Below are 1,906 nucleotides of genomic sequence, written 5' to 3' on the forward strand. Positions count from 1 at the left end.
CCTAACCGCTCCCCTTAACCTTCCAGCACCGGGCAGGCGTCAGCCCGTATACTTCGCCTTACGGCTTCGCACAGACCTGTGTTTTTGCTAAACAGTCGCTTGGGCCTTTTCACTGCGGCCCCCTCGGGCTATTCACCCTACCGAGGCACCTCTTCTCCCGAAGTTACGAGGTCATTTTGCCGAGTTCCTTAACGAGAGTTCTTCCGCGCGCCTTAGCATGCTCTGCTCGCCTACCTGTGTCGGTTTGCGGTACGGGCACCTAGATCTCACTAGAGGCTTTTCTTGACAGCCGGAGTACATGACCTTCGCTACTGCAATTTTCGCTCCCCATCACAGCCCAGCCTAATAGTGTGCGGATTTGCCTACACACTAGCCTCACTGCTTGGACGGACTATTCCATCAGTCCGCGTCACTGCCCTTCTGTGTCACCCCATTGCTCAAACAATCTTCGGTGGTACAGGAATTTCAACCTGTTGTCCATCCACTACGCCTTTCGGCCTCGCGTTAGGTCCCGACTTACCCTGAGAGGACGAGCCTTCCTCAGGAACCCTTAGGCTTTCGGCGGACAAGATTCTCACTTGTCTTTTCGTTACTCATACCGGCATTCTCACTTGAATACAGTCCACCAGTCCTCACGGTCCAACTTCAATCCGTATTCAACGCTCCCCTACCCAAGTACCTAATGGTACATGTCATAGCTTCGGTGGTGTGTTTAGCCCCGTTACATTTTCGGCGCAGAGTCACTCGACCAGTGAGCTATTACGCACTCTTTAAATGGTGGCTGCTTCTAAGCCAACATCCTGGTTGTCTTTGCAACTCCACATCCTTTCCCACTTAACACACACTTGGGGACCTTAGCTGATGATCTGGGCTGTTTCCCTCTTGACAATGGATCTTAGCACTCACTGTCTGACTCCCGAGTAGCACGTCTATGGCATTCGGAGTTTGACTGGACTTGGTAACCCTTGGCGGGCCCCGCACCCAATCAGTGCTCTACCTCCACGACGCTCATTCCTCGAGGCTAGCCCTAAAGCTATTTCGGGGAGAACCAGCTATCTCCGAGTTCGATTGGAATTTCTCCGCTACCCCCACCTCATCCCCGCATTTTTCAACATGCGTGGGTTCGGGCCTCCAGTGCGTGTTACCGCACCTTCACCCTGGACAGGGGTAGATCACACGGTTTCGGGTCTACGACCACGTACTTATTCGCCCTATTCAGACTCGCTTTCGCTACGGCTCCGTCTTCCCGACTTAACCTTGCACGTGATCGTAACTCGCCGGTTCATTCTACAAAAGGCACGCCATCACCCATTTAACGGGCTCTGACTTTTTGTAAGCGCACGGTTTCAGGTTCTTTTTCACTCCGCTTCCGCGGTGCTTTTCACCTTTCCCTCACGGTACTGCTTCACTATCGGTCACCAGGGAGTATTTAGCCTTGGCAGATGGTCCTGCCGGATTCCGACGGGGTTTCACGTGTCCCGCCGTACTCAGGATCCGTCTCGGAGGGTGCTTGCTTTCGGTTACAGGGCTTTTACCTGCTCTGGCGGGCCTTTCCAGACCTCTTCGCCTACCAAACACCTTTGTAACTCCATGTGAGACGTCCTACAACCCCAAGGAGCAAGCTCCTTGGTTTGGGCTAATCCGCGTTCGCTCGCCGCTACTGACGGAATCACTATTGTTTTCTCTTCCTCAGGGTACTTAGATGTTTCAGTTCCCCTGGTATGCCTCTACCCAACCTATGTATTCAGTTGAGAGTAACTGTCCATTACGACAGCTGGGTTTCCCCATTCGGAAATCCTCGGATCAATGCCTGCTTACGGCTCCCCGGGGCGGTATCGTTGTTCGCCACGTCCTTCTTCGGCTCCTGGTGCCTAGGCATCCTCCGTGCGCTCTTACTAGCTTAACC

The 1,906-nt window shown here is 53.6% G+C and carries 1 rRNA gene; it reads right to left on the reverse strand.

Going from position 1 to position 1,906, the window contains the following annotated elements:
* A 23S ribosomal RNA gene (locus FHS16_RS31420) occupies positions 1–1,906 on the reverse strand; the annotation flags it as partial.

Origin of the sequence: Paenibacillus endophyticus (assembly GCF_014192395.1) — a bacterium.
Classification (GTDB): Bacteria; Bacillota; Bacilli; order Paenibacillales; family Paenibacillaceae; genus Pristimantibacillus; species Pristimantibacillus endophyticus.